General features: G+C 64.1%; 19 protein-coding genes and 2 tRNA genes. 11 read left to right on the forward strand and 10 right to left on the reverse strand.

The window, feature by feature from the left end:
* The first annotated feature begins 26 nt into the window (after window positions 1-26).
* From WKW79_RS07125 to WKW79_RS07170, 10 genes are all read left to right on the forward strand, one after another.
* Window positions 27-103 (forward strand) — tRNA-Pro (locus WKW79_RS07125).
* 128 nt (window positions 104-231) lie between these two features.
* Window positions 232-1,959, forward strand: a complete 1,728-nt coding sequence (gene pilB / locus WKW79_RS07130; protein WP_340334398.1) for a type IV-A pilus assembly ATPase PilB — start codon at window positions 232-234, stop codon at window positions 1,957-1,959.
* 20 nt (window positions 1,960-1,979) lie between these two features.
* Complete coding sequence (locus WKW79_RS07135; RefSeq protein ID WP_340334399.1) at window positions 1,980-3,200, forward strand: type II secretion system F family protein; 1,221 nt, start codon at window positions 1,980-1,982, stop codon at window positions 3,198-3,200.
* A complete protein-coding gene (locus WKW79_RS07140; protein ID WP_340334400.1) occupies window positions 3,200-4,162 on the forward strand; it encodes a prepilin peptidase in 963 nt (320 codons plus the stop codon). The genes WKW79_RS07135 and WKW79_RS07140 overlap by 1 nt, the downstream gene beginning before the upstream one ends.
* A gap of 11 nt (window positions 4,163-4,173) precedes the next feature.
* Window positions 4,174-4,779, forward strand: coding sequence for a dephospho-CoA kinase (coaE, locus tag WKW79_RS07145; protein ID WP_340334401.1), 606 nt, complete (start codon window positions 4,174-4,176; stop codon window positions 4,777-4,779).
* Window positions 4,780-4,864: 85 nt separating this feature from the next.
* Entirely contained in the window at window positions 4,865-6,355 is a 1,491-nt protein-coding gene (locus WKW79_RS07150; protein ID WP_340334402.1) for an MBOAT family O-acyltransferase, read from the forward strand.
* A gap of 57 nt (window positions 6,356-6,412) precedes the next feature.
* Window positions 6,413-7,435 carry an alginate O-acetyltransferase AlgX-related protein gene (locus WKW79_RS07155; RefSeq protein WP_340334403.1) on the forward strand — a complete coding sequence of 341 codons (1,023 nt, stop codon included), beginning with the start codon at window positions 6,413-6,415 and terminating at the stop codon, window positions 7,433-7,435.
* Between the two features lie 13 nt (window positions 7,436-7,448).
* Window positions 7,449-8,498: an alginate O-acetyltransferase AlgX-related protein gene (locus WKW79_RS07160; protein WP_340334404.1), complete on the forward strand. Its 1,050-nt coding sequence runs from the start codon at window positions 7,449-7,451 to the stop codon at window positions 8,496-8,498.
* Window positions 8,499-8,545: 47 nt separating this feature from the next.
* The gene (gene zapD, locus WKW79_RS07165) at window positions 8,546-9,301 is read left to right on the forward strand and encodes a cell division protein ZapD (protein ID WP_340334405.1); all 756 of its coding nucleotides are present in this window, start codon (window positions 8,546-8,548) and stop codon (window positions 9,299-9,301) included.
* The gene (locus tag WKW79_RS07170; RefSeq protein WP_340334406.1) at window positions 9,298-9,507 is read left to right on the forward strand and encodes a DNA gyrase inhibitor YacG; all 210 of its coding nucleotides are present in this window, start codon (window positions 9,298-9,300) and stop codon (window positions 9,505-9,507) included. Before zapD ends, WKW79_RS07170 begins: the two co-directional genes overlap by 4 nt.
* Before the next feature lie 4 nt (window positions 9,508-9,511).
* Here WKW79_RS07170 and WKW79_RS07175 read toward each other — a convergent pair whose 3' ends face one another.
* The 4 genes from WKW79_RS07175 to secA all read right to left on the reverse strand — a co-directional run bounded on the left by WKW79_RS07175 (window position 9,512) and on the right by secA (window position 14,965).
* Entirely contained in the window at window positions 9,512-9,928 is a 417-nt protein-coding gene (locus WKW79_RS07175) for an NUDIX domain-containing protein (protein ID WP_340334407.1), read from the reverse strand.
* Window positions 9,925-10,800 carry an ATP-binding protein gene (locus WKW79_RS07180; protein WP_340334408.1) on the reverse strand — a complete coding sequence of 292 codons (876 nt, stop codon included), beginning with the start codon at window positions 10,798-10,800 and terminating at the stop codon, window positions 9,925-9,927. Before WKW79_RS07180 ends, WKW79_RS07175 begins: the two co-directional genes overlap by 4 nt.
* A 15-nt stretch (window positions 10,801-10,815) precedes the next feature.
* The gene (gene argJ, locus WKW79_RS07185; protein WP_340334409.1) at window positions 10,816-12,045 is read right to left on the reverse strand and encodes a bifunctional glutamate N-acetyltransferase/amino-acid acetyltransferase ArgJ; all 1,230 of its coding nucleotides are present in this window, start codon (window positions 12,043-12,045) and stop codon (window positions 10,816-10,818) included.
* Between the two features lie 139 nt (window positions 12,046-12,184).
* The gene (gene secA, locus WKW79_RS07190) at window positions 12,185-14,965 is read right to left on the reverse strand and encodes a preprotein translocase subunit SecA (RefSeq protein WP_340334410.1); all 2,781 of its coding nucleotides are present in this window, start codon (window positions 14,963-14,965) and stop codon (window positions 12,185-12,187) included.
* Window positions 14,966-15,144: 179 nt separating this feature from the next.
* On the opposite strand from secA, the gene WKW79_RS07195 reads away from it, so the two are divergent.
* Entirely contained in the window at window positions 15,145-15,450 is a 306-nt protein-coding gene (locus WKW79_RS07195; RefSeq protein WP_340334411.1) for a hypothetical protein, read from the forward strand.
* Between the two features lie 124 nt (window positions 15,451-15,574).
* On the opposite strand, the gene WKW79_RS07200 is transcribed toward WKW79_RS07195, so the two are convergent.
* The 6 genes from WKW79_RS07200 to petA all read right to left on the reverse strand — a co-directional run bounded on the left by WKW79_RS07200 (window position 15,575) and on the right by petA (window position 19,829).
* Window positions 15,575-15,650: transfer RNA gene (locus tag WKW79_RS07200), tRNA-Thr, on the reverse strand.
* A gap of 49 nt (window positions 15,651-15,699) precedes the next feature.
* The gene (locus WKW79_RS07205) at window positions 15,700-16,257 is read right to left on the reverse strand and encodes a ClpXP protease specificity-enhancing factor (protein WP_340334412.1); all 558 of its coding nucleotides are present in this window, start codon (window positions 16,255-16,257) and stop codon (window positions 15,700-15,702) included.
* Between the two features lie 31 nt (window positions 16,258-16,288).
* Window positions 16,289-16,900 carry a glutathione S-transferase N-terminal domain-containing protein gene (locus WKW79_RS07210; protein ID WP_057596959.1) on the reverse strand — a complete coding sequence of 204 codons (612 nt, stop codon included), beginning with the start codon at window positions 16,898-16,900 and terminating at the stop codon, window positions 16,289-16,291.
* A gap of 90 nt (window positions 16,901-16,990) precedes the next feature.
* Window positions 16,991-17,746 (reverse strand): cytochrome c1, encoded by a 756-nt coding sequence (locus tag WKW79_RS07215; RefSeq protein ID WP_340334413.1) that lies wholly within the window; start codon window positions 17,744-17,746, stop codon window positions 16,991-16,993.
* Window positions 17,747-17,763: 17 nt separating this feature from the next.
* Complete coding sequence (locus WKW79_RS07220) at window positions 17,764-19,200, reverse strand: cytochrome b (protein ID WP_340334414.1); 1,437 nt, start codon at window positions 19,198-19,200, stop codon at window positions 17,764-17,766.
* Window positions 19,201-19,214: 14 nt separating this feature from the next.
* Complete coding sequence (gene petA / locus WKW79_RS07225) at window positions 19,215-19,829, reverse strand: ubiquinol-cytochrome c reductase iron-sulfur subunit (protein WP_340334415.1); 615 nt, start codon at window positions 19,827-19,829, stop codon at window positions 19,215-19,217.
* Between the last annotated feature and the right edge of the window lie 84 nt (window positions 19,830-19,913).

A 19,913-nucleotide genomic window follows, 5' to 3' on the forward strand; every position in this document is an offset into this window, starting at 1 on the left:
TCGTTTCTCTGTTTTTTCGCAACAATCGGGGTGTAGCTTAGCCTGGTAGAGCGCTACGTTCGGGACGTAGAGGCCGGAGGTTCGAATCCTCTCACCCCGACCAGCCACTTGTGGCTGTGAATTGCCAAATGCTTCGCAGACTGTTGCCACTGTTGCACGGCTGCGATTTACAGCATAGGGTCGATCAGCGATGATCGTGAATCACTTTTTCACGTTTTTTACAATCGTTGAATGGCCGCAGCCGATCCCCTTGCCAAAGAACACTCGCCCATCGCGCTGCCGGGACTGGCTCGCGCGCTGATTTCGGCTGGCAAGCTGGCGGCAAAGACGGCTGAAGAGATCTACCAGAAGTCGCAATCGAGCCGCACGAGCTTCATTGCCGAGTTGACGGGCACCGGCGCGGTGTCCGCCGCCGATCTGGCCCACACCCTCTCCAACGCATTCGGCGCGCCCCTGCTGGACCTCGACGCGATCGACCAGCAGCGCCTGCCCAAGGACCTGCTCGACCCCAAGCTGTGCCAGGCCTACCGCATCGTGGTGCTGAGCAAGCGCAGCAACCGTCTCATCGTCGCCACGGCCGACCCGTCGGACCAACAGGCAGCGGAAAAGATCAAGTTCGCCTCGCAGATGGGCGTCGACTGGGTCATCGCCGAGTACGACAAGCTCTCGCGCATGGTCGAGGCCGCCGCCGTCAGTGCCGCGGAGACGATCGACAACATCGTCGGCGCCGAGTTCGAATTCGATGACGCGGCCACCGAGACCGAGACCAACGAACAGGCCGTCGCCGAAGTCGAAGACGCACCGGTCGTGCGCTTCCTGCACAAGATGCTGCTCGACGCCTTCAGCATGCGCGCCTCGGACATCCACTTCGAGCCCTACGAGACCCAGTACCGCGTGCGCTTCCGGGTCGACGGCGAACTGCGAGAGATTGCCACGCCGCCCATCGTCATCAAGGACAAGCTGGCCTCGCGCATCAAGGTGATCTCGCGGCTGGACATCTCGGAAAAACGCATCCCGCAAGACGGCCGGATGAAGCTGAAGATCGGCCCGGACCGCGTGATCGACTTCCGGGTCAGCACCTTGCCTACGTTGTTCGGCGAGAAGATCGTGATCCGTATCCTGGACCCGAGCAGCGCCCGCCTCGGCATCGATGCGCTCGGCTATGACGCCGACGAGAAGGAACGCCTGCTTTCAGCCATTGCCCGCCCCTACGGCATGGTGCTGGTGACCGGCCCGACCGGCTCCGGCAAGACGGTGTCGCTCTACACCTGCCTGAACCTGCTGAACAAGCCGGGCGTGAACATCGCGACCGCCGAAGACCCGTCGGAAATCAACCTCCCGGGCGTCAACCAGGTCAACGTGAACGAGAAGGCTGGGCTGACCTTCGCCACGGCCCTGCGCGCCTTCCTGCGCCAGGATCCGGACATCATCATGGTCGGCGAAATCCGCGACCTGGAAACCGCCGATATCTCGATCAAGGCCGCGCAAACGGGTCACCTGGTGCTGTCCACGCTGCACACCAACGACGCGCCCACCACCCTGACGCGGATGCGCAACATGGGCATCGCGCCCTTCAACATCGCGTCCAGCGTGATCCTGATCACCGCGCAGCGCCTGGCCCGGCGCCTCTGCACCGTGTGCCGCGAGGCGCATGAGGTGCCGCGCAAGGCATTGATCGACGCCGGCTTCAAGGAGCGCGATGTCGACGGCACCTGGAAGCCTTACCGTCCCGTCGGCTGCTCCGCCTGCAACGGCGGCTACAAGGGCCGCGTCGGCATCTACCAGGTGATGCCGATCAGCGAAAAGATCCAGGAGATCATCCTGCGCGACGGCAGTGCCCTGGACATCGCCAGGCAGGCCGAGGCCGAAGGTGTGCGCTCATTGCGCCAGTCGGGTCTGAAGAAGGTCATGCAGGGACTCACATCACTCGAAGAAGTGGTGGCGGTCACCAACGAGTAAACACGGCGCACGAGGATTGAATGGCAACTGCAACATCCGTCAGGAACATCAAGGAAACGGTCTTCGAATGGGAAGGCCGGGACCGCAATGGCAAGCAGGTGCGCGGCGAGATGCGCGCATCGGGCGAGAACCAGGTGCAGGCCTCGCTGCGACGCCAGGGCGTGCTGGCCACGAAGATCAAGAAGCGCAAGATGCGCGCCGGCAAGACCATCAAGCCGAAGGACATCGCGATCTTCACGCGCCAGCTCGCGACCATGATGAAGGCCGGTGTGCCGCTGCTGCAGGCCTTCGACATCGTCGGCCGGGGCAATGCGAATCCGAGCGTGGCCAAGCTGCTCAACGACATCCGCGGCGACGTGGAAACCGGCACCTCGCTGTCGGCGGCATTCCGCAAGTTTCCAAAGTACTTCGACAACCTGTACTGCAATCTCGTCGAGGCGGGTGAAGCGGCCGGTATCCTGGAAGAGTTGCTGGACCGCCTGGCCACCTACATGGAAAAGACCGAGGCGATCAAGTCCAAGATCAAGTCGGCGCTGATGTATCCGACCTCGGTGATCGTGGTGGCCTTCGTGGTGGTCGCGGTGATCATGATCTTCGTGATCCCGGCCTTCAAGCAGGTGTTCAGTTCCTTCGGCGCCGACCTGCCCGCGCCGACGCTGATCGTGATGGCGATCAGCGAGTTCTTCGTGGCCTACTGGTGGCTGATCTTCGGCGTGATCGGCGGCGGCCTCTACTTCTTCATGCAGGCCTGGAAGCGCAACGAGCGGGTGCAGAAGTTCATGGACCGTCTGTTGCTCAAGCTGCCGATATTCGGCACGCTGATCGACAAGTCCTGCATCGCGCGCTGGACGCGCACGTTGGCCACCATGTTCGCCGCCGGCGTGCCGCTGGTGGAGGCGCTGGACTCGGTGGGCGGCGCCTCGGGCAACTCGGTGTATGCCGATGCCACGGTCAAGATCCAGCAGGAAGTGTCGACCGGCACCAGCCTGACCGCTGCGATGACCAATGCCAACATCTTCCCGTCGATGGTGCTGCAGATGACGGCGATCGGCGAGGAATCCGGCTCGATCGATCACATGCTCGGCAAGGCCGCCGACTTCTACGAATCGGAAGTGGATGACATGGTCGCCGGACTTTCGAGCCTGATGGAGCCGATCATCATCGTGATCCTCGGCGTGATCATCGGCGGCATCGTGGTGTCGATGTACCTGCCCATCTTCAAGCTCGGCCAGGTCGTCTGATGTGGATGTCGGCAGGGGCTGAGGCCGCGGTGGCGGCCGGCCTGCTCGGGCTGTTGATCGGCAGCTTTCTCAATGTGGTTGTCTACCGCAAGCCGGCGATGATGTATCGCGACTGGCTGACGGATTCGGTGGCGGCCCTCACACCGTCGCCGGAGCAGCCGAGCCTGTGGACGCTGGTGTTCGGCGGCAAGTCGACAACGCCACCCGCACTTGAAGCTGCCGCCACGCCGGCGCTGGCGCAGATTGAGAACCTGGCGCCGCTGAGCTTGTCGGCGCCGCGTTCCCGTTGCGGCGCTTGTGGCCATCCAATTCGCTGGTACGAGAACATTCCGGTGCTCAGCTACCTCGCACTGCGGGGCAAATGCTCGGCTTGCAAGGCCGGCATCAGCATCCGCTACCCGCTGGTCGAATTGACCGTCGGGGCGCTGTTTGCGCTGGTGGGATGGCGTTTCGGCCTCACGCCGGTGGGCGGGCTGTGGGCCGCCTTCATTGCGCTGCTGGTGGTCCAGTTCCTGATCGACCTCGACACGCAACTGTTGCCAGACGAATACACCTACGCCCTGCTGTGGCTGGGGCTGATCGGCGCGGCGCTGGGCTGGACCGGGGTCACGCTCACCTCGGCCGTCTGGGCCGCTTTCTGCGGCTACATGTTCTTCTGGGTGATCGCCTGGTTGTTCCAGAAGCTTCGCGGCAAGGAAGGCATGGGGCACGGCGACTTCAAGCTGCTGGCGGCACTCGGCGCCTGGCTCGGTGCCGACTACCTGCTGGCGATCGTGCTGGTGTCGTCAGTCGTTGGCGTGATCCTCTGGGTCGTGCTGCGGATCGTCGGCAAGGTGGCGCACAAGGACATTCCGATTTCCTTCGGCCCGTGCCTGGCCGGTACCGGCATCGTCTGCTTCGTGCTCGGGCCGGACGCGGTGCGCATGCTCGCGCCCTTCGCGTTTCCCCTTCCGCCGATCTGAGGTCCGGCAGCATGCAGCGCATCGGCCTGACGGGCGGGATCGGCAGCGGCAAGAGCACGGTCGCATCCATGCTCGTGCAACGCGGCGCCGCGCTGATCGACACGGATGCGATTGCCCGCTCGCTCACCCTGCCGGGCGGGCAGGCGATGGGGCCTATCGCAGCGCAGTTCGGCCAGGATCTGGTACAGGCCGATGGCGCCCTGGACCGGGACCGCATGCGCCAGATCGTGTTCCAGGATGCGAGTGCCAAGCGACGACTCGAGGCCATCCTGCATCCACTCATCGGCATGGCCTGCGACCACCAGGCTGCACAGGCACAGGACCGCGACATCGTCGTTTTCGATGTGCCATTGCTGGTCGAGTCGGGCCGATGGCGCGCGCGAGTCGACCGTGTGCTGGTGGTCGATGCCACCGAAGCCACGCAGATGAGCCGCGTGATGGCGCGCAACGGTTGGTCGGCCGAAGCGGTGCAGGCCGTGATCGCCCAGCAGGCCAGCCGCGAGGCACGACGCGCCGCGGCCGACGCCGTGATCTTCAACGAAGGCCTGGACCTCGCGCAACTCCAAGCCGAAGTCGACGGGCTTTTGCAGCAGTGGATGGCCGCCGACCGGCGATAATCGCGGTCGCGCCGGCGTCGCTCCGGCGAGCTGCCGCACTCACGCGACGCGCCCGCCGGCTCTTCGGGCAACGCCCTACGATTCGATGCTTTTCAACTCCTACGCGTTCATCTTTGCCTACTTCCCGATCGTCCTGATCGGGTTCTTCCTCATCGGCAGGCACAACATCCGGGCCGCGGCCGGCTTCCTGGCCCTGGCTTCGCTGTTCTTCTACGGTTGGTGGAGCGTCAAGGCCATGCCCTTGCTGCTGCTGTCGATCTGCTTCAACTATTGGTCGGGCCTGCGGCTCACGCCGCAACCGGGCCGTTCCGACAAGCAGCGCAAGCGCATGCTCGTGCTGGCGCTGACGGTCAACCTGGTGGTGCTGGGCATCTTCAAGTACGCGAACTTCTTCATTGCGAACGTGGACGCCGCGTTGGTGGCGGCCGGCGCGTCACCGATCGAGATGGTGCACATCGCATTGCCGATCGGCATCTCGTTCTACACCTTCACGCAGATCGCCTTCCTGGTCGACTGCTGGCAGGGCAAGGTGCATGAACGCAGCTTCGTGCACTACGCACTGTTCGTGACCTACTTCCCGCACCTGATCGCGGGGCCGGTGCTGCACCACGCGCAGATGATGCCGCAGTTCGCCAATCCCAAGACCTACCGCGTCGACCTGGACAAGGTCGCGCTCGGCCTGGCGATCTTCACCTTCGGCCTGGCCAAGAAGCTGCTCATCGGCGACAAGATGGGCGAGTACGCGGACATGGTGTTCAACGGCGTGCACAGCGGCGTCATGCCCTCGCTCTACACGGCGTGGTTCGGCGTGCTCGCGTACACGATGCAGATCTACTTCGACTTCTCGGGCTATTCCGACATGGCCGTGGGCCTGTCGCTGTGCCTTGGCGTGCGGCTGCCGCTCAATTTCAACTCGCCCTACAAGTCGACCAACATCATCGAGTTCTGGCGCCGCTGGCACATCTCGCTGTCGACCTTCCTGCGCGACTACCTCTACGTGCCGCTGGGTGGCAATCGCAAGGGGCCCGCGCGGCGCTACATCAACCTGTTCCTCACCATGCTGCTGGGCGGGCTGTGGCACGGCGCCGCCTGGACCTTCGTGATCTGGGGCGCCCTGCACGGCGGCTACCTCATGGTCAACCACCTGTGGAACGCCAAGGTGCGGCGCAACGTGCCGCCGGGCCGCGTTGCCAAGGTGCTGGGCTGGTTCCTCACCTTCATCTGCGTGATGATTGCCTGGGTGGTGTTCCGCGCGGAAAGCATGTCGGCGGCCATCGAGATCTACAAGGGCATGCTCGGCATGCATGGCGTCCCGAGCGTCGCCTTCGGCGAATTCATCGTGCCGTACCGCAAGCCGGAGTTCTTCCAGACGCTGCTGGTGGCGCTGGTGGTCTGCCTGGCGCTGCCGCCGACCATCACGCTGGAGCGCTGGGTGCCGCAGCCGGTCTTCCTGGCCACGCGTCCGCGCGCAGGTTCGGTCGCCACCGTCACGATCGCGCTGGTGACCGTGACGATGCTGGCCTTCTGCGTGTCGCAACTCGGCTCGTACAGCCCGTTCCTCTATTTCCAGTTCTAGGAAGATGACCGCCAACTGGATCGCGCCGCAGGCGCGTACCGCATTCGGGCCGTGCAGATGAGTTCGGCGAAGCTTTGGCTGCGGGTGTTCTTCGCCGGCTTCGCCGTCATCGTGGCGATGCTGCTCCTCACGCTCTTCACCACCGTGCCCTACGGCGATCTGTCACGCTTGTCCCGCCTGTCCGATGCCGAATTCGGCTGGCAGCAGCGGCCGCCTGCGCTGCCGGAAAAGCAATTCATGATCGCCGTGCCACTGGCCGAGGCCGACATCGTGGTCATCGGCGACAGCTTCTCCATGACACACGTCTGGCAGGCCGAACTGGTGCGCGCCGGCTTCAAGGTCACTACGATCTACTGGGGCTCCTACCACGAGACGATGTGCGCCGACACGCAGCAGTGGCTGGTCGACGCCGGCTTCCGCGGCAAGCTGGTGATCTTCGAATCCGTGGAGCGCCTGCTGAAGGAACGGATGCGGCTCAGCACCCAGTGCGCGCACATGACCGCACCCTTCGTGCCGCGCCTCATCCCGCCCGTGACAGCGCTGGCCGAGAAGCCCGGCTTCGCGCTCAATTCGACCGCGAAGCTGGCCACTGGCATCATCACCTGGGACCGCACGCGGCGCGCGCGCGAAGCACCCGGCGACATCAGCTTCGACGAAACCGCGGTCCGCGTGGTGCCAAATGGCTGCGAACTGTTCAGCAATCCGCTGTGCCCCAAGGTGCTCTTCTTCAAGCAGGACCAAAAGGCCGGCGAACTGGACCCCGGCGACTTCGAGCGCATGAAGGAATTCAACGCGAAGCAGAAGCTGTTCCCCTTCGTGTGGATGGTGATCCCCGACAAGACCACCACCTACTTCGTCCAGGACCATTCGAAGGCCTTCCGCGACGTCTACTTGCCGGCCAATCTCGGGCCCGACTTCTTCACGATGGCTGCCGAGAACCGCACCAGGATCAAGGATTTCTATTTCCCGAACGACACGCACATGTCGACCTACGGACAGGAAATCATGGGAAAGATGATGCTTCAGGCCGTGCGCGAAACGCTGGCCAGGTCCACCGCGGCGCCGCAACACCGTGACTAGCGCGAGCTCCGACATGAGCGCAGCCCCGCCCCGCCCCTCCCCGACGAACCCCGCCAAGCTCTGGCTGCGTGTCTTCTTCGCCGGCTTCGTCGTCATCTCGGCGCTGCTGGTCGTCACGCTGCTGACACCGGCGCCCTATGGCGACCTGTCGCGCATCGGGCGCGTGTCCGACCATGAATTCGGCTGGAAGATCCAACCGCCGCCGGTAATCGACGCGGACCTGATCGAATCGCCCGTCAACCAGGCCGACATCCTGATCGTGGGCGACAGCTTCTCGATGACGCACCAGTGGCAAGCCGCGCTGGTGCATGCCGGCTACCGCGTGACCACCACCTACTGGGCCACCTACAGCGAGGCGCTCTGCGGCGACGTGGACGCCTGGCTTGCCCAGGCCGGCTTCCACGGCAAGCTGATCATCTTCCAGAGCGTCGAGCGCCTGCTGGACGAGCGCATGCAGAAGTCGGAGGCTTGCGTGAACGGCCAGATGAGCCGCAAGTTCACCGCCAGGCCGGACCCCTTCATCCAGCCGTTCCGCGCCGTGCCCGGCTTCGCACTCAACTGGTCGGCCAGGCTGACCAGCGGGGTCATCACCTACCGGAACACCCGGCGCGCCAAGAAGGCGACCTCGGACACCCTCATCAGCCGGGCAACCACAGTGCGCCTCGTGCCCGACGGCTGCGAGCGCTTCAGCCATCGTCTCTGCGACCGCGCCCTCTTCTACGCCGACGATGTCGACAACGGCCCGCTGACGCTGAAGACGCTGGAGCGCTTCAAGGCCTTCACGGCCGCACGCAAGAGCACACCCCATCTGTGGATGGTGATTCCCAACAAGACCACGACCTACCTGAAGCCCGACTACTCGAGAGAATTCGTCGACGGCTTCAACAAGCTCGGCGTGGGACCGGACCTGTTCGCCCTGATGCGCGAGGAGCGCCTCAAGATGCGCGACCTCTACTTCCCGAACGACACGCATCTGTCGACGCACGGCCAGGTGTTCCTGGGGCAATTCATGCTGCAGGAAGTGCGCAAGATCCTCCCTGCGCCCACGGGCACTCCGCCTTGACCGGCTGTTGAAGCTATGATCCCCGCACCAGCCGCCACCCGACACGCGTGATCCTCTACGAGTACCCCTTCAACGAGCGCATCCGGACCTACCTGCGCCTCGAGCACCTCTTTCGCCGACTCGGCGAACTGGTACCGGCCGACTCGGCGCTGCTGCACCACTACGCGCTCGTCACGATCTTCGAGATCATGGACGTGGCAGCGCGCGCCGACCTCAAGGCCGACGTGATGCGCGACCTCGAGAAGCACAAGCACGTCTTCAACAGTTATCGCGGCAACCCGGCGATTTCCGAGACCGTGCTCGACCAGGTGATCGCCCAGCTGGAGCGCCACTTCAACACGCTCAACACGGTGCCCGGCAAGGCCGGCCAGTCGCTGACCGAGAACGAATGGCTCATGAGCATCCGCAGCCGCGCCGGCATCCCGGGCGGCACCTGCGAGTTCGACCTGCCGGCCTACTACGCCTGGCAGCATCACAAGGCCTCGGCCCGCCGCGCCGACCTGGAGCGCTGGGCCGCCACACTGTCGCCACTGGCGGAATCGATCTACCTGCTGCTCAAGCTCCTGCGCGATGCCGACGTGCCCTACAAGGTGATCGCGGCCAACGGGCAGTTCCAGCAGACGCTGCCGCAGGGCCGCACCTTCCAGCTGCTGCGCATGCGCATTGATCAGACGATGGGCCTCGTGCCAGAAATCAGCGGTAATCGCCTGATGGTGTCGGTGCGGCTCATGAAGCTGGGCGAGGACGACCGGCTGCACCAGAGCACTGAAAACGCCCCTTTTGAGCTGACACTCTGCGCATGACGGACCCGGCGAATTTCAGCGAACGCATCGTTCGCTGCCCCGGCTGTGGCGAGGACACCTACTACTCGCCGCGCAATCCTTTTCGCCCGTTCTGCAGCGCGCGCTGCAAAGGGTTGGACCTGGGTGCCTGGGCCAGCGAATCGTTTCGCGTGGCGGCCGACGCGCCGCCGGACGACGAGCCCTTTGGCGACCCGAAGCTTCAGTAGGCCGTCAGGCCGTCGGCAGGCCGCGCTCTTCCGCGAGCCAAGCCAGAACGGGCATCGCGCCGGGCAGCACCGGCGTCACCTCCAGCGGCAACTGTTGCCAGCACATGCGCTGGCCTTCGCGCATCTCGAATTCGCCGCTCCATTCGTGCACCTTGCACCAGTGCAGGCGCACCAGGGCGTGGGGATAGTCGTGCTCGGTGACCTTCCAGACCTGGGCGCCGCCGATCGTGATGCCCAGTTCCTCGTGCAGTTCGCGCCGCAGCGCCTGCTCGACCGTCTCGCCGGCCTCGATCTTGCCGCCCGGGAACTCCCAGTAGCCGGCGTAGGCCTTGCCTTCCGGCCGCGTGGACAGCAGCAGCGCCCCGTCGCCGCGGATCAGGACGCCGACGGCGACTTCGGTGTGCTTGCGCGCTTCGGTCATGCCGCGGCACGCCCCGCGTAGTCGCGTGCAAATTGCCAGGCCACGCGCCCGCTGCGCGAGCCCCGCTCCAGCGCCCAGACCAGCGCATCCGCGCGCGCCGCCTCGATCGCAGCGGGTGCCACGCCAAAGGACGACAACCACTGCGCGACGATCGCCAGATATTCGTTCTGGCTGAACGGGTAGAAGCTGACCCACAGGCCGAAGCGCTCCGACAGCGAAATCTTCTCCTCGATCACCTCGCCCGGATGCACCTCACCGTCCTCGGTGTGGGTGTAGCTGAGGTTGTCCTTCATGTACTCCGGCAACAGGTGGCGCCGGTTGCTCGTGGCGTAGATCAGGACGTTGGCGGTCGACGCGGCGATGGAGCCGTCAAGGATCGACTTCAGCGCCTTGTAGCCCGGCTCGCCCTCGTCGAAGCTCAGGTCGTCGCTGAAGACGATGAACTTCTCGGGGCGGTTCGCCACCACCTCGACGATGTCGGGCAGGTCGGTCAGCTCGGCCTTGTCGACCTCGATCAGGCGCAGGCCCTGCGGCGCGTAGGCGTGCAGGCAGGCCCGGATCAGCGAGGATTTGCCGGTGCCGCGCGCGCCGGTGAGCAGCACGTTGTTGGCCGGCTTGCCTTCAACGAACTGGCGCGTGTTGCGCTCGATCTTTTCCTTCTGGACGTCGATTTCCTTGAGGTTGTCGAGTGCCATCGCGGCCACGTGGCGCACCGGCTCCAGCACGCCATGGCCCGTGCTGCGGCGGCGGTAACGCCAGGCGATGGAAGCGTTCCAATCCGTGGGCGCCGCCAAAGGCTGCGGCAGCACCGATTCGATGCGGGTGATGAGCTGTTCGGCGCGCTCGATCAGGCGCTGGAAGGCTTCATTCATGTCGAGATCGCGCCCTCAGGAGCGGTAGTCGGCGTTGATGGACACGTAGTCGTGGCTCAGGTCGCAGGTCCAGACCGTGTCGCTCGCGTCGCCACGGCCGAGGCCGATGCGCACGGTGATCTCGCTCTGCTTCATCACACGCTGGCCGTCTTCCTCGCGGTAGGACGGGTTGCGGCCGCCCTTGACGGCGACGTGCACGTCGTCGAGGTGCAGGTCGATGCCGGTCTGGTCGAGGTCCTGGATACCCGCGTAGCCGACGGCCGCCAGGATGCGCCCGAGGTTCGGGTCGCTGGCGAAGAATGCCGTCTTGACCAGCGGCGAATGCGCGACCGCGTAGGCCACCTGGCGGCACTCCGCCGAATCGCGCCCGCCTTCGACACGGATGGTGATGAACTTGGTCGCGCCCTCGCCGTCGCGCACGATGGCCTGCGCCAGCAGGCGCGCCACATTGCGCATCGCCTCGACCAATGCGCGCCCCTCCGCCGACTCCAGCGAGGTGATGGTGGCGTGCGCGGCCTTCTGCGTGGCAATGACCACGAAGGAATCGTTGGTCGATGTATCGCCGTCGATGGTGACGCGATTGAAGGACGAATCGGCCAGCAGCTTTGCCAACGGCTGGATCAGGGAGGGATCGATCTTCGCGTCGGTGGCCATGAAGCCCAGCATGGTCGCCATGTTGGGCCGGATCATCCCCGCGCCCTTGCTGATGCCGGTGATCGTGACCGTCGCACCGCCGATCTGTGCGCGCTGGCTGAAGGCCTTGGGGACCGTGTCGGTGGTCATGATGCCTTCGGCGGCGCGCGCCCAATGATCGGGCGCGGCATCGTCGAGCGCGGCAGGCAGGCCCGCCTCGATCCGATCGATGGGCAAGGGCTCCATGATCACGCCGGTCGAGAACGGCAGGATCTCCTCGGGGGCGATGTCCAGGTGGCGTGCGAGCGCAATGCAGGTGGCGCGGGTGCGGGCCAGGCCGTCCTCGCCGGTGCCGGCATTGGCATTGCCTGTGTTGATCAGCATCGCGCGGATGCCGAAGTTCTGCGCCAGGTGCTCGCGGCACACCTGTACCGGCGCCGCGCAGAAGCGGTTTTGCGTGAAGACGCCGCTGACGGCCGCGCCCTCGTCGATGAGCACGACGGTCAGGTCCTTGCGATTGGCCTTGCGCACGCCGGCTTCGGCCACGCCGATGCGGATGCCGGGCACCGCGAACAAGGCGGCAGGATCAGGGGCGGTCAGGTTCACGGGCATGAAAAGTTTCTCCAGAAACGCGTGTTCTCAATTCCAGAAACACCGTGGAGCCGGCAACGCCCGGCCGCTGGTGTTGCCCCTTGAAAGGAGCTTGGCCACGCGCACGAATGCGCACGCAGCCTGGGGTGTCCTCAGAAGGTCAAGTCAGTTTTCCGTGGCACTGCTTGTACTTCTTGCCGCTGCCGCAAGGGCAAGGGTCGTTGCGACCGACGCGCGCAAAAGCCGCAGCTCCCGCACTGAGCCCACCGCCCACCGCCGCACGCCGAATGCTTTCCTCGTCGACGCGCACTTCCGCTTCGCCGGTTTCGGTAGGCGCCGTGTAAGTGATGTTCGAGATCGCCTCCGCACGGCTTTCCATGGCTTCGGCGGCCTCGTCGAGTTGCTCGCTCGACTGCACGCGCACCGTCATCAATTGGCGCGTGACTTCGTTCTTGACCGAGTCGAGCAATTGGCCGAACAACTCGAAGGCTTCGCGCTTGTATTCCTGCTTGGGCTGTTTCTGCGCATAGCCGCGCAGGTGGATACCTTGGCGCAGGTAGTCGAGCGACGCCAGGTGTTCACGCCAATGCGTGTCGATGCTCTGCAACAGCACCATGCGTTCGAACTGGGTGAAGTTGTGCGCGCCGATCAGCTCCACCTTCGCGGCAAACGCGGCGTTGGCGGCGGCCACCACCTTCTCGACGACATCCTCGTCAGAGATCGCGGTCGCAGCCTCGACGTCCTTCACCAGCGGCAACTCCAGGCCCCATTCGGTAGACAACGCCTTCTCCAGGCCGCGCAGGTCCCATTGCTCTTCAACGGATTCGACCGGCACATACTGGCGCGCCAGATCGGTGAAGCAGCCTTCGCGCAGCGCCGCGATCTGGGCCGTGAGGTCGCCCGCGTCGAGGATGTCGTTGCGCTGCTGGTAAATCACCTTGCGCTGGTCGTTGCTCACGTCGTCGTACTCGAGCAACTGCTTGCGGATGTCGAAGTTGCGTGCCTCGACCTTGCGCTGCGCGCTCTCGATGCTGCGCGTGACGATGCCCGCCTCGATCGCCTCGCCGTCCGGCATCTTGAGCCGGTCCATGATGGCCTTGACGCGATCACCCGCGAAGATGCGCATCAGCGGATCGTCCAGGCTCAGGTAGAAGCGCGAGGAACCGTTGTCACCCTGCCGGCCGGCGCGACCGCGCAACTGGTTGTCGATGCGGCGCGATTCATGGCGTTCGGTCGCGATGATGCGCAGGCCGCCTTGCGCGGTCACGAACTCGTGCTCCTTGCTCCATTCGCTGCGCAGCTTCTCGGCCTCGGCCTCGCGCGTCGCTTCGTCGAGTTCCGGGTTCGCCTCGAGCGTCTCGATCATCTTCTCGACGTTGCCGCCGAGCACGATGTCCGTGCCGCGACCGGCCATGTTGGTCGCGATCGTGATCATCTTCGGGCGACCCGCCTGCGCAATGATGTCGGCCTCGCGCGCGTGCTGCTTGGCGTTCAGCACCTGGTGCGGCAGGTCCGCTTCGTTCAGCAAGCCGTCGATGATTTCGGAGTTCTCGATCGACGAGGTGCCCACCAGCACCGGCTGGCCGCGCTCGTAGCACTCGCGGATGTCCTCGATGGCTGCCTGGTACTTCTCGCGCGTGGTCTTGTAGACGCGATCGAGCTGGTCATCGCGCTTGCTGACGCGGTTCGGCGGAATGAGGACCGTCTCCAGGCCGTAGATCTCCTGGAACTCGTAGGCCTCGGTGTCGGCCGTGCCGGTCATGCCGGCCAGCTTGGTGTAGAGGCGGAAGTAGTTCTGGAAGGTGATCGAGGCGAGCGTCTGGTTCTCGGCCTGGATCTCCACGCCTTCCTTGGCCTCGACGGCCTGGTGCAGGCCATCGCTCCAGCGGCGGCCCGTCATCAGGCGGCCGGTGAACTCGTCGACGATGATCACCTCACCCTGCTGCACCACATAGTGCTGGTCGCGATGATAGAGATGCCGCGCACGCAGGGCTGCATTCAGGTGATGCATCAAGGTGATGTTGGCCGGGTCGTACAGCGACGCGCCTTCCGGCAGCAGCTTGAATTCCGACAGGACCTGCTCGGCCTTCTCATGGCCATCCTCGGTCAGGAACACCTGGTGCGTCTTCTCGTCGACCGTGAAGTCGCCCGGCGTGATGATGCCCTCGCCGGTGCGCGGGTCGGCTTCGCCCTCCTGCTTCTTCAGCAGCGGCACGACCTTGTTGATCGCGAGGTACAGGTCGGTGTGGTCCTCGGCCTGGCCGCTGATGATCAGCGGCGTGCGGGCCTCGTCGATCAGGATCGAGTCGACCTCGTCCACGATGGCGTAGTTCAGGCCGCGCGCGACCCGGTCTCCCACCTCGTAGACCATGTTGTCGCGCAGGTAGTCGAAGCCGTATTCGTTGTTGGTACCGTAGGTGATGTCGCAGCGATAGGCCTCCTGCTTGGCTTCGCGCGGCATGTTCGGCAGGTTGATGCCGGTGGTCAGGCCCAGGTAGCCGTAGAGCCGGCCCATCCATTGCGCGTCGCGGCTGGCGAGGTAGTCGTTCACCGTGACGACATGCACGCCCTTGCCGGACAGTGCATTCAGGTACACCGGCAAGGTCGCGGTCAGCGTCTTGCCCTCGCCCGTGCGCATTTCCGAGATCTTGCCGTTGTGCAAGGCCATGCCGCCGAGCAACTGAACGTCGAAATGGCGCATCTTCATGATGCGCTTGGAGGCCTCGCGCGCCGTGGCAAAGGCCTCGGGCAACAGGTTGTCGAGCGTTTCGCCCTTCGCGATCCGGTCCTTGAATTCTTGCGTCTTGGCCTTCAGCGCGTCTTCGCTGAGCTTTTCGAATGTCGGCTCCAGCGCGTTGATGCGATCGACCGTCTTGCGATACTGCTTGAGTAGACGGTCATTGCGACTGCCGAAAAGTTGGGTCAGGAAGTTGGTGGCCATGAGTGGAGGATGGACGGGTGCCCGACAGCGCCAGGCACTGCGGCCGAAATCCCTAAGATATGGTGAATGCAAGTGGGCGCGCTTTGCGCAATTGCAAGAATGCAGGCTCGCCCGGCCAGCGCGAACGCCAGCCAACCGCGGATTTTAGCCCGCTTGCCGCATCCCCATCACCACACGCCATGAGCACTCGATACAACGCCGTCACCCTGCAGCAAGCAACCGAAGCCTCGCCCACCCTTGCGAGCCTGGCGGCCCGCGTGCGCGACACGAACGAGCGCCTGCGCGCGGTGCTCGACTTGATCCCGCAGGAGATGCGCTCCGCGATCCAGGCGGGGCCGGTGGAGGACGGCGTGTGGTGCGTGCTGGTGCAGGGCAGCGCCGCAGCTGCCAAGCTGCGCCAACTGGTGCCGATGCTGCAGAGCCGGCTGCGAAGCAAGGGATGGGACGACGCCACGATCCGCATCAAAGTGCGGACGAAGCGTTGAAGTTAGCCTGCGCGGCGGATTCGCTGTGGCACTCAGACCCGGGTGAGTTCAACTGACGCAACAGCGACGCTGCGTTGACCCAACGAAAAAGCCCGGAAACGCTTGACGTTTCCGGGCCTGGATGTGGTGCCGCTTGTCGGAATCGAACTGACGACCTTCCGCTTACAAGGCGGGTGCTCTACCAACTGAGCTAAAGCGGCGCAACTGCGAATTTTAGCGGCCTGCGCGCTGGCGCCCGGCCGCGATGCCTTACTTGATGCGCTTGAGGGACGGACGCGCACCGCCGCTGCCCGGTGGACGCGGAGGCTCGTCAAGATCCGCTGGACCGGTGACCGTGCCAACACCTTCGTCAGACACGAGATGCACGACCTTGCTCGCATCGCCCTCGCCGCCGCGTGCCGTATCCCTCAGCGGCGTGCGCGAAGCGGGATTCGGAACGGGCAATGCCGGCATGCCGGTCATCGCGGGGGCCGGTTCCGCGGGAGCCGGCGCCGGAAACGCCATGCCTTGCCCGTTTTCCCGTGCATAGATCGCGATCACCCGGCCGACCGGGACACTGATTTCACGTGCCGTACCGGCGAAGCGCGCCTTGAACTCAATGAAATCGTTCCCGAGCTTGAGCGAACTGGTCGCGTCGAAGCTGATGTTCAGGACGATCTCGCCGTTCTTCACATACTCGCGCGGCACCTGCACCGAATCGTCGACCTGCACCGCCACATAGGGCGTGTACCCATTGTCCGTGCACCACTCATAGAGGGCCCGGATCAGATAGGGACGGGTGGAAGTCGATTCGAGGGCGTTGATCATTTAAAGCGTAGTTTGCCTAAATTTGCAAACTCTACTTGCGCATCACCTTTTCGGACGGCGTCAATGCTTCGATATAGGCCGGGCGTGAAAAAATCCGCTCGGCGTACTTGAGCAGCGGCGCGGCGTTCTTGCTGAGATCGATGCCGTAGTAGTCGAGGCGCCACAGCAGCGGTGCGATCGCGACGTCGAGCATCGAGAAATTGTCGCCCAGCATGTACTTGTTCTTCAGGAACACCGGCGCGAGCTGCGTCAGGCGGTCGCGGATGTGCGAGCGGGCCTTTTCCAGCGCCTTCTCATTGCCCTTGGCGGTGCGGTTCTCGAGCGTCGAGACGTGCACGAACAGTTCCTTCTCGAAGTTGAGCAGGAACAGGCGCACGCGGGCGCGGTCGACCGGGTCGCCGGGCATCAATTGCGGATGCGGGAAGCGCTCGTCGATGTACTCGTTGATGATGTTCGACTCGTACAGGATCAGGTCGCGCTCGACCAAGATCGGCACCTGGCCGTACGGGTTCATCACACTGATGTCTTCGGGCTTGTTGTAGAGATCGACGTCACGGATTTCGAAGTCCATGCCTTTTTCGAACAACACGAAGCGGCAACGATGGGAAAAAGGGCAGGTCGTGCCTGAATACAAAACCATCATGGCGAAAGGCCTCCTAAAAATCAAAAAGAGTGGGTCGCGTTGGCAACCCACTCTGCGGGACCGGGTGCGGTGCACCCGATCGGCGTTGGACTACTTGACGTCTTTCCAGTACGACGCATTGAGGCGCCAGGTGAAGACCACGGACATCAGCAGGAACAGCAGCACCCAGACGCCCACGCGCACGCGCGTGTTCTGCGCGGGCTCGGCCATCCATTGCAGGTAGTTCACCAGATCGCCGACGGCCTCGTCGAACTGCAGCGGAGTCATCTTGCCGGGCGTCACTTGCTCCCAGCCCTTGAACACTTCCGTCTCGTGGCCGTGCGCGCTCATCTTCTCGTAGACAGGGCGACGGTCACCTTGCAATTCCCACATCACGTGCGGCATCGCGACGCTCGGGAATGCGAGGTTGTTCCAGCCGGTGGCCTTGGTGTCGTCGCGGTAGAAGGTGCGCAGGTAGGTGTAGAGGTAGTCCGCGCCCGTGCCGCCATGGCCGGCGCGCGAACGCGCCACCAGCGTCAGGTCGGGCGGATTCGCGCCGAACCATTCCTTGGCCTGGCGCGGATCGATGTTGGCCTTCATCGTCTCGCCGACCTTCTCGGTCGTGAACAGCAGGTTGTCCTTGATCTGCTGTTCGGTGATGCCGATGTCCTGCAGGCGGTTGTAGCGCATGAACGCCGCGGAGTGGCAATTGAGGCAATAGTTGACGAACAGCTTGGCGCCGTTCTGCAGCGACGCAACGTCGTTGGTCTTGTTCGGCGCCTTGTCCCAGGCAATGCCTTCTTCATTCGCATGTGCGCCACCCATCAGGGCGAACGCAGCCACCAGCGTGAGGATCAGTTTCTTCATTCTTTTGCTCTCCTGCCTCAGTGCGCGTGAAAGACCACGCGGTCAGGGACAGGCTTGAATTCACCCAGGCGGCTCCACACCGGCATCAGCAGGAAGAAGCCGAAGTACAGCAGCGTGCCGATCTGCGAGACCGTCTGCGCGATGTCGAGCGAGAACAGCCACGGCGGCAAGGTACCCCAGACACCCGGCGCCTTGATCCCCAGGTAGCCCAGGATCAGGAAGAAGAACACGAAGGTGCCATACACATACTTGTGCCAGCTCGGGCGATAGCGGATCGACTTGACCGCACTCTTGTCCAGCCAGGGCAGGAAGAACAGGATGATGACCGAACCGCCCATCACGACCACGCCCCAGAACTTGGCGTCGAAGACGTTGAGCAGGTAGATGACAACAACCGCGACGACGGCGGCAGCGATCTTGAGGCCCATGCCCATCTTGCCCTTGACGAAGGCGTAGACCGCGGCCAACGCCACGATCAACGAGAACACCTTGATCATGTCGTCGGTGGTGGCACGCAGCATCGAATAGAAGGGCGTGAAGTACCAGACCGGAGCGATGTGGTTCGGCGTCTTCAGCGAGTCGGCCGGGATGAAGTTGTTGTACTCCAGGAAGTAGCCGCCGGCCTCGGGCGCGAAGAAGATCACCGCCGAGAAGACCGTCAGGAACACCACCACGCCGAAGATGTCGTGCACCGTGTAGTACGGATGGAACGGGATGCCATCGAGCGGATGGCCGTCGGGGCCGCGCTTCGCCTTGATCTCGACGCCGTCCGGGTTGTTGGAACCCACTTCGTGCAGGGCGATCAAGTGTGCGACCACCAGGCCCAGCAGCACCAGAGGCACGGCGATGACGTGGAAACTGAAGAAGCGGTTCAGCGTGGCATCGCTCACCACGTAGTCACCGCGGATCAGCAGGGCCAGGTCAGGACCGACGAAGGGCACGGCAGCGAACAGGTTCACGATCACCTGCGCGCCCCAGTAGCTCATCTGGCCCCAGGGCAGCAGGTAGCCCATGAAGGCTTCGGCCATCAGGCACAGGAAGATCGCGCAGCCGAACACCCAGATCAGCTCGCGTGGCTTGCGGTAGCTGCCGTAGATGAGCCCGCGGAACATGTGCAGGTACACGACGATGAAGAAGGCCGATGCGCCCGTCGAATGGATGTAGCGGATCAGCCAGCCCCAGGGCACGTCGCGCATGATGTACTCGACCGAGGCGAACGCGAGGTTGGCATCGGGCTTGTAGTGCATCACCAGGAAGATGCCGGTGACGATCTGGATCACGAGCACCAGCATCGCGAGCGAGCCGAAGATGTACCAGAAGTTGAAGTTCTTGGGCGCGAAGTACTCGCCCATGTGCTCGTTGTAGAGCTTCGACAGCGGGAAACGGTTGTCGACCCAGTTCAGGAGCTTGGCGCTGCCAGGCGCGTTGGGGGAGATTTCCTTGAATTCAGCCATGTTCTTCTTGTGCCTCAGGCTTTCTTGTCTTCGCCGATCAGCAGGCGCGTGTCCGAGAGATACATGTGCGGCGGCACCGGCAGGTTGTCGGGCGCTGGCTTGTTCTTGAACACACGGCCGGCCAGGTCGAAGGTCGAGCCATGGCAGGGGCACAGGAAGCCGCCTTCCCAGTCATTGGGCAGCGAGGGTTGCGGGCCGGCCTGGAGGCGGTCGACCGGCGAGCAGCCGAGGTGGGTGCAGATACCGACCACGACCAGCACTTCCGGCTTGATCGAGCGGTGTTCGTTCTGCGCGTACTTGGGCGTGAATTCGTCGGGATGACGCTTGGATTGAGGGTCGGCCAATTGCCCATCGAGCTTGGGCAGTTCAGCGACTTGCGCGGGCGTGCGCTTGAGGATCCAGACCGGCTTGCCGCGCCATTCGACCGTCATCTTCTCGCCGGCCTTCAAGGCACTGATATCGACTTCGACCGGAGCACCAGCCGCCTTGGCTTTTTCCGAGGGTTCGAAGGTGCTGACGAACGGAATTGCAGTGGCCACGCCGCCCACGGCGCCTGCGCAGCCGGATGCGATCAACCATGTCCGCTTGCTGGTGTCGACCCTGGGGCTGCCGACGGGGATGTCACTCATGGGGGTCCTCAAATCTTCGCGGGATGCTTCGGTCAACCCGGGATTGTAGCGGAGCGTTAGAGGCCGATTCAACGATACAAAAGC

Source organism: Variovorax robiniae, from assembly GCF_037889955.1.
In the GTDB taxonomy this organism is placed as follows: domain Bacteria; phylum Pseudomonadota; class Gammaproteobacteria; order Burkholderiales; family Burkholderiaceae_C; genus Variovorax; species Variovorax robiniae.

Coding starts and splice junctions, on each gene's coding strand:
- pilB (WP_340334398.1), top strand. CDS start 232: ATGGCCGCAGCCGATCCCCTTGCCAAAGAACACTCGCCCATCGCGCTG.
- WKW79_RS07135 (WP_340334399.1), top strand. CDS start 1,980: ATGGCAACTGCAACATCCGTCAGGAACATCAAGGAAACGGTCTTCGAA.
- WKW79_RS07140 (WP_340334400.1), top strand. CDS start 3,200: ATGTGGATGTCGGCAGGGGCTGAGGCCGCGGTGGCGGCCGGCCTGCTC.
- coaE (WP_340334401.1), top strand. CDS start 4,174: ATGCAGCGCATCGGCCTGACGGGCGGGATCGGCAGCGGCAAGAGCACG.
- WKW79_RS07150 (WP_340334402.1), top strand. CDS start 4,865: ATGCTTTTCAACTCCTACGCGTTCATCTTTGCCTACTTCCCGATCGTC.
- WKW79_RS07155 (WP_340334403.1), top strand. CDS start 6,413: ATGAGTTCGGCGAAGCTTTGGCTGCGGGTGTTCTTCGCCGGCTTCGCC.
- WKW79_RS07160 (WP_340334404.1), top strand. CDS start 7,449: ATGAGCGCAGCCCCGCCCCGCCCCTCCCCGACGAACCCCGCCAAGCTC.
- WKW79_RS07170 (WP_340334406.1), top strand. CDS start 9,298: ATGACGGACCCGGCGAATTTCAGCGAACGCATCGTTCGCTGCCCCGGC.
- WKW79_RS07175 (WP_340334407.1), bottom strand. CDS start 9,928: ATGACCGAAGCGCGCAAGCACACCGAAGTCGCCGTCGGCGTCCTGATC.
- WKW79_RS07180 (WP_340334408.1), bottom strand. CDS start 10,800: ATGAATGAAGCCTTCCAGCGCCTGATCGAGCGCGCCGAACAGCTCATC.
- argJ (WP_340334409.1), bottom strand. CDS start 12,045: ATGCCCGTGAACCTGACCGCCCCTGATCCTGCCGCCTTGTTCGCGGTG.
- secA (WP_340334410.1), bottom strand. CDS start 14,965: ATGGCCACCAACTTCCTGACCCAACTTTTCGGCAGTCGCAATGACCGT.
- WKW79_RS07195 (WP_340334411.1), top strand. CDS start 15,145: ATGAGCACTCGATACAACGCCGTCACCCTGCAGCAAGCAACCGAAGCC.
- WKW79_RS07205 (WP_340334412.1), bottom strand. CDS start 16,257: ATGATCAACGCCCTCGAATCGACTTCCACCCGTCCCTATCTGATCCGG.
- WKW79_RS07210 (WP_057596959.1), bottom strand. CDS start 16,900: ATGATGGTTTTGTATTCAGGCACGACCTGCCCTTTTTCCCATCGTTGC.
- WKW79_RS07215 (WP_340334413.1), bottom strand. CDS start 17,746: ATGAAGAAACTGATCCTCACGCTGGTGGCTGCGTTCGCCCTGATGGGT.
- WKW79_RS07220 (WP_340334414.1), bottom strand. CDS start 19,200: ATGGCTGAATTCAAGGAAATCTCCCCCAACGCGCCTGGCAGCGCCAAG.
- petA (WP_340334415.1), bottom strand. CDS start 19,829: ATGAGTGACATCCCCGTCGGCAGCCCCAGGGTCGACACCAGCAAGCGG.